At 35.8% G+C, this 4889-nt stretch carries 4 protein-coding genes and 1 pseudogene; 2 read left to right on the top strand and 3 right to left on the bottom strand.

What is annotated here, in order from left to right; translation table 11 throughout:
* Positions 1–236: 236 nt before the first annotated feature.
* Together OZD63_RS05560 and def are read right to left on the bottom strand one after the other, a co-directional pair.
* Positions 237–1058: a uracil-DNA glycosylase gene (locus tag OZD63_RS05560; protein WP_274979769.1), complete on the bottom strand. Its 822-nt coding sequence runs from the start codon at positions 1056–1058 to the stop codon at positions 237–239.
* A complete protein-coding gene (gene def / locus OZD63_RS05555; RefSeq protein WP_274979770.1) occupies positions 1048–1587 on the bottom strand; it encodes a peptide deformylase in 540 nt (179 codons plus the stop codon). The genes OZD63_RS05560 and def overlap by 11 nt, the downstream gene beginning before the upstream one ends.
* Positions 1588–1725: 138 nt before the next feature.
* Between def and ftsA the strand changes: the two genes are divergently transcribed.
* Together ftsA and map are read left to right on the top strand one after the other, a co-directional pair.
* Complete coding sequence (gene ftsA, locus OZD63_RS05550) at positions 1726–2964, top strand: cell division protein FtsA (RefSeq protein WP_274979771.1); 1239 nt, start codon at positions 1726–1728, stop codon at positions 2962–2964.
* 133 nt (positions 2965–3097) lie between these two features.
* Positions 3098–3880, top strand: a complete 783-nt coding sequence (map, locus tag OZD63_RS05545) for a type I methionyl aminopeptidase (protein WP_038250362.1) — start codon at positions 3098–3100, stop codon at positions 3878–3880.
* Between the two features lie 27 nt (positions 3881–3907).
* Here the strand turns inward: map and OZD63_RS05540 are convergent.
* Positions 3908–4816: pseudogene (locus tag OZD63_RS05540) on the bottom strand (MFS transporter); the annotation flags it as partial.
* Positions 4817–4889 lie beyond the last annotated feature (73 nt).

Raw genomic sequence — 4889 nt, 5'->3', positions numbered from 1 at the left:
TCTAGATGTAGATGAAGTTTTGTAAAGACATACAGTATCTATATACTGCAAAAAATTGAACATAAGACGCTGATACATTAAGTAATCCTTACCTTTTAATCTGCAGATTGGCGAAAGCAAATACAACAGCTTCAATTTTATGATAAGGGGGCTGGCGGAGTTTGTCAAGGAAGTTTTTTCGTTTCTAACGATTGTTAACATGCTGCAAAAAACTATGCAAGAGGTCTACCACTTTATTAGGTATTTGTGCAGTTATTGGTGTTATCAAGATACTCCCTAATCTTCTTCAAGTCCTCCCAGGCTAAACGTTTTTGTGCTGGTTGGCGAAGTAGGTAAGCTGGATGAAATATAGCGGCTGTGGTGATTGAATTGGACAAATATTGGTTAGTGTACGTATGAAACCTGCCACGCAAATTCGATATAGTTTTTGTGCTGTCAAGAAGGCTATAACATGCGATTCCCCCGACCAAAACTAAAATTTGTGGTGAAACTAGTGCAACGTGTTTTTCGACAAATGGTCTGCACACATCAAGCTCTAGGTCGGTTGGCTTTCTATTGCCAGGTGGACGCCAAAATACAGTATTGCTTATGTATACCTTAGTGCGATCAAGATTGATTGCATTTAACATTTTATCGAGCAACATTCCACTTGCACCACAAAATGGTATGCCTTGAAGGTCTTCATTTGCTCCTGGAGCTTCACCAACGAGCATAACTTTTGCGTTTGGATTACCATCGGAAAAGACAGTATTAGTTGCAGTTTTTTTTATCTCACAACCTTCAAATGATTCAACTGCACTTCTTAGTTCATCCACACTATTACATTTGCTTGCAAGTTTCCTTGCTTCAATTATCCAGTCACTTGGAAACATGTCTTTTCCATCTTTAGTGTCATCCCAGCGCGTATCTGCATCTTTCTTCTGGGTCCCAGTTTGGATAACAGAGGGTTGTACACTCTCTTTGCTCTCCAATTTTTTTTCCTCTTCACCCTCCATTAGTGTGCAATCAACGCCCACTTCATGGTAAAATTTTAATAATTCTAGGTCTTTATTGCTCATAATGCTTTTTAACCTTTTGTGCTTTTTTCATGGCCATATCATACTTTAATTTAGATAAATGTCTAATATATAATATGCCGTTTAAGTGATCTAATTCATGCTGAATACACCTTGCAAGCCAACCACTAGCTTTTAGTGTTTGTTCTTCGTTATTTAAGTCTCTGTATTTCACAGTTAAATACTTTGGACGCTTAATTTCATAGCTTTGCTCTGGAATTGAAAGGCACCCTTCCTTGAGAATTACTTGTTCATCAGATAATTCCGTAATTTCTGGATTAATCATGCAAAATTTGCCAGTTGATTCATATCCTGCTGGCTCATTTTCAATTGTTTCTAGCTGAACATCCATAACAAAAATTCTCTTTAACACTCCAACTTGCACTGCAGCAAGGCCAAAGCCTTCTGCGTCGTACACAGTTTCGAACATGTCGTTTACTAATTCTTTAATTTTATCGTTTATATCTGTTACTTCACTGGCACGTGTGATTAGTCTTTCGTCAGGAGCAATTACAATTGGTAATATGGACATAAAAATTATGATTCTATGTTTTGCTTTTCCTTTTGTCCAGAATTTAGTGTATATTAAAATGTTGCTATATCTATAATAGAAATATAAATTATTAAAGAAAGCTACAACTTAAATGAAATTGCGTAATAAGGTCAACTAATGTACTCTGCAGTAATAGCAAAACCAAAGAGAAACGTTTTTGCTGTTTTAGACATAGGTACAACAAAGATTATTTGTCTAATCGTTAAGATAAATGGCAACTTCAGCTATAAAGTAACAGGAACGGGTTATAAGATTGCAGAAGGTGTAAACGGTGGATCAATAACTAATGTAAAACACGCAAATTACTCCATCTCATCAACTATAGGTTTAGCTGAGCAAGTGTCAGAGGAAACTATAGATCAGATATATGTGAATATTGCTGGATGTGGCATCTCATCTTTCAATGTACATAATGAAATTATTGCAGCTAATCATGAAATTTCTGACCGGGATATAAAACGTGTAGTTTTTCAGACGTTTGAGAAATATATTGAAGAGAATGTTATCATTCACAATATACCACTGAAATATCACTTAGATGACATGACTGACATAAAAGAAGTTGGTGGATTGTACGGAAAAAGACTATCTGCTGATGTTAATGTTGTCACTGCTTCGCGTCCAGCGCTTACCAATATTGAAAACTGTATTACCAATAATGGTGGATTAAATATGGCAGGTTGTATTGCTTCTGCATATTCTGCAGGTCTTGCCTGTCTGAGTGGAGATGAAAAAGAGCTCGGGGCTGCTATTGTTGATATAGGCGGTGGGTGCACTGCAATTGGAATTTTCAAAAGAGGGAAACTTGTGTATGCAAGCAGCGTTCCAATTGGTGGTGTTCATATCACTCGAGATATTGCTTACGGGCTATGCACAAGCATAGAACGTGCAGAGTATATAAAAATACTGTATGGCAGCACTATCGTAACTTCAATAGATGAGAATGAGTACATTACAATGCAAAACAACGAAAATGATGAACCTACTCAAGTATTCAAATCTGAGCTTATTAACATCATAAGACCAAGAGTTGAAGAAATACTTGAAATGGTAAGAGAGCAATTTCAAGAGCAGAAAGATCCAATTAATAAAGTAGTGATCACAGGTGGAACTAGTCAACTCACAAGCATGAAGGAAATTGCAGGCTATATATTCAATAAGCAAGTTCGAATTGGGTGCCCTGAGTCTTGTAGCGGTCTTGATGGCGAATATGATAAAAATCCTGTATTTTCTGCTGCTATAGGCTCTATAAAGCTAATAGTTGACACTTTTTATAAAAATAACTCTGGAATGCTCGGTCGAGATGGTAAAATGAGTAAATTGTATAATTGGGTTAAATCGAAAGTTACAGTCTAGATTTCTGTTTTTACCACTTTTCATACAAATGACTTGACACTAGGATCCATAGGACTTATTTTTATAATATGTAAAATTATTATGTTTATGTACTTGCGAGTAAGCGTACCAATTACAATAAGACATGGAAAATATGAACATAACTATACACTCACAAGAAGATTTTAAATTTATGCGCAAGGCTGGCAGGCTTGCTGCTGAAACTCTTGATTTCATTGCACCGTACGTAAAGATAGGGGTGACAACTAATGAGTTAAATGATCTATGTCATGATTTTATAATTAATGCAGGTGCAATTCCAGCACCACTAAATTATAGGGGATATCCAAAATCAATTTGCACTTCAAAAAATGCAGTTGTGTGCCATGGTGTTCCCGATGATAAACCGCTTAAAGATGGAGATATTTTGAATATTGACGTTACGGTGATTTTAAATGGCTGGCATGGTGATACAAGTCGCATGTTTTGGATTGGCAAGCCATCAATAAAAGCAAAACGTTTATGTGACGCTACTTATAATGCGTTGATGGAAGCGATCAAACAAGTTAAGCCCGGCAATAAGTTAAATGAAATAGGGCTTGCTATAGAGAAGTATATTGAAGATTTTGGATATTCTATCGTACGCAGCTACTGCGGACATGGTATAGGAAAAGTCTTTCATGCTCCACCAAATGTAGTGCATTTCTATGATCAAGATGAAAATCTCGTCTTGAAGGAAGGTATGTTCTTTACAATAGAGCCAATGATTAATGCTGGAAAACATGAGACTCTGCTCAGTAAACTCGATGATTGGACAGTGACAACACGCGATCTTTCACTTTCTGCTCAATTTGAACATACGCTCGGAGTAACAAAAGATGGTGCTGAAATATTCACATTATCACCTAAAAATTGGCACTTCCCGCCTTATAATTAGATTTTTTTAAATTCTGCTATACTGCAACTATACTTGGTTTACTTTGGGTAATTTTGAAGAAAGCTCACCCTTAATTTGCGATATAGCAACTAGCCCAATTAATGCACAGAAAATCATGTAAAAACTAGCTGAAGTCTCTTGTCCTGTAACCTTGATAATTGTTGTGCATATAAATGGTGCAAGGCCGCCAAAAAATCCAGCAGCTATATTTCTTGATAAACCAAATCCACTGTACCGAACCTTTGTTGGAAATAATTCGCACATAAGTGCACTGACAGGACCAAGCGATGCAGCTATTGGAATTACAAAAAGAATGTGTGCCAGCAAGTAATTGCCACTACATAACATTGAAAAAACTGGATAACTTACTATTACAAAAGCTATAAATGCAAATTTCATAACTTTTTCTCTTCCTACCTTATCAGAAAGTATAGCAAATAATATTGTCAATCCTCCGAGCGCAATTTGACTCAGTATTTCCACTATATGATTAAAATGAGTATTTACTGTTAATATTTTATTCGTAAGCACATTGAAAAATACCAAATATATATAGAGAGACGCATTTTCAACCAAGTCAATACCTATTGATATTAGAACAGGCTTTTTGTAATTGTTTAATAACTCTTTTAGTGGCAATTTAGACGGATTTTTTTGTCTTTTATACTCTGGGCTTTCATCAAGTATATATCTCATATATATGCTGATTAATCCCATTGCTAAACTGAAAATGAAAGGTAATCTCCACCCCCAAGATTCAAAATCAGATACTTTTTTGCATATGAGTACCGCTATCAGGCTTAATATTGAACCAAGAATTGCACTTAATACCTCAATGCTGCCAAAAAATCCTTTTTTGTTTTTAGGAGCATGTTCTATTAAAAATGGTGCATTTCCTGCTTCTCCTCCAAGAGATATACCCTGCAATAATCTTAGAATCTGTTTAAAATCTTCGTAATAGGAGAGAAATGAAGGAAAGGACAATCATTTGCAAGCTGGTGTTGAGTTT

This window comes from Wolbachia endosymbiont of Drosophila leontia (assembly GCF_028981785.1).
Lineage (GTDB): Bacteria > Pseudomonadota > Alphaproteobacteria > Rickettsiales > Anaplasmataceae > Wolbachia > Wolbachia pipientis.
This window is presented reverse-complemented; position numbering and strand designations above follow the sequence as displayed.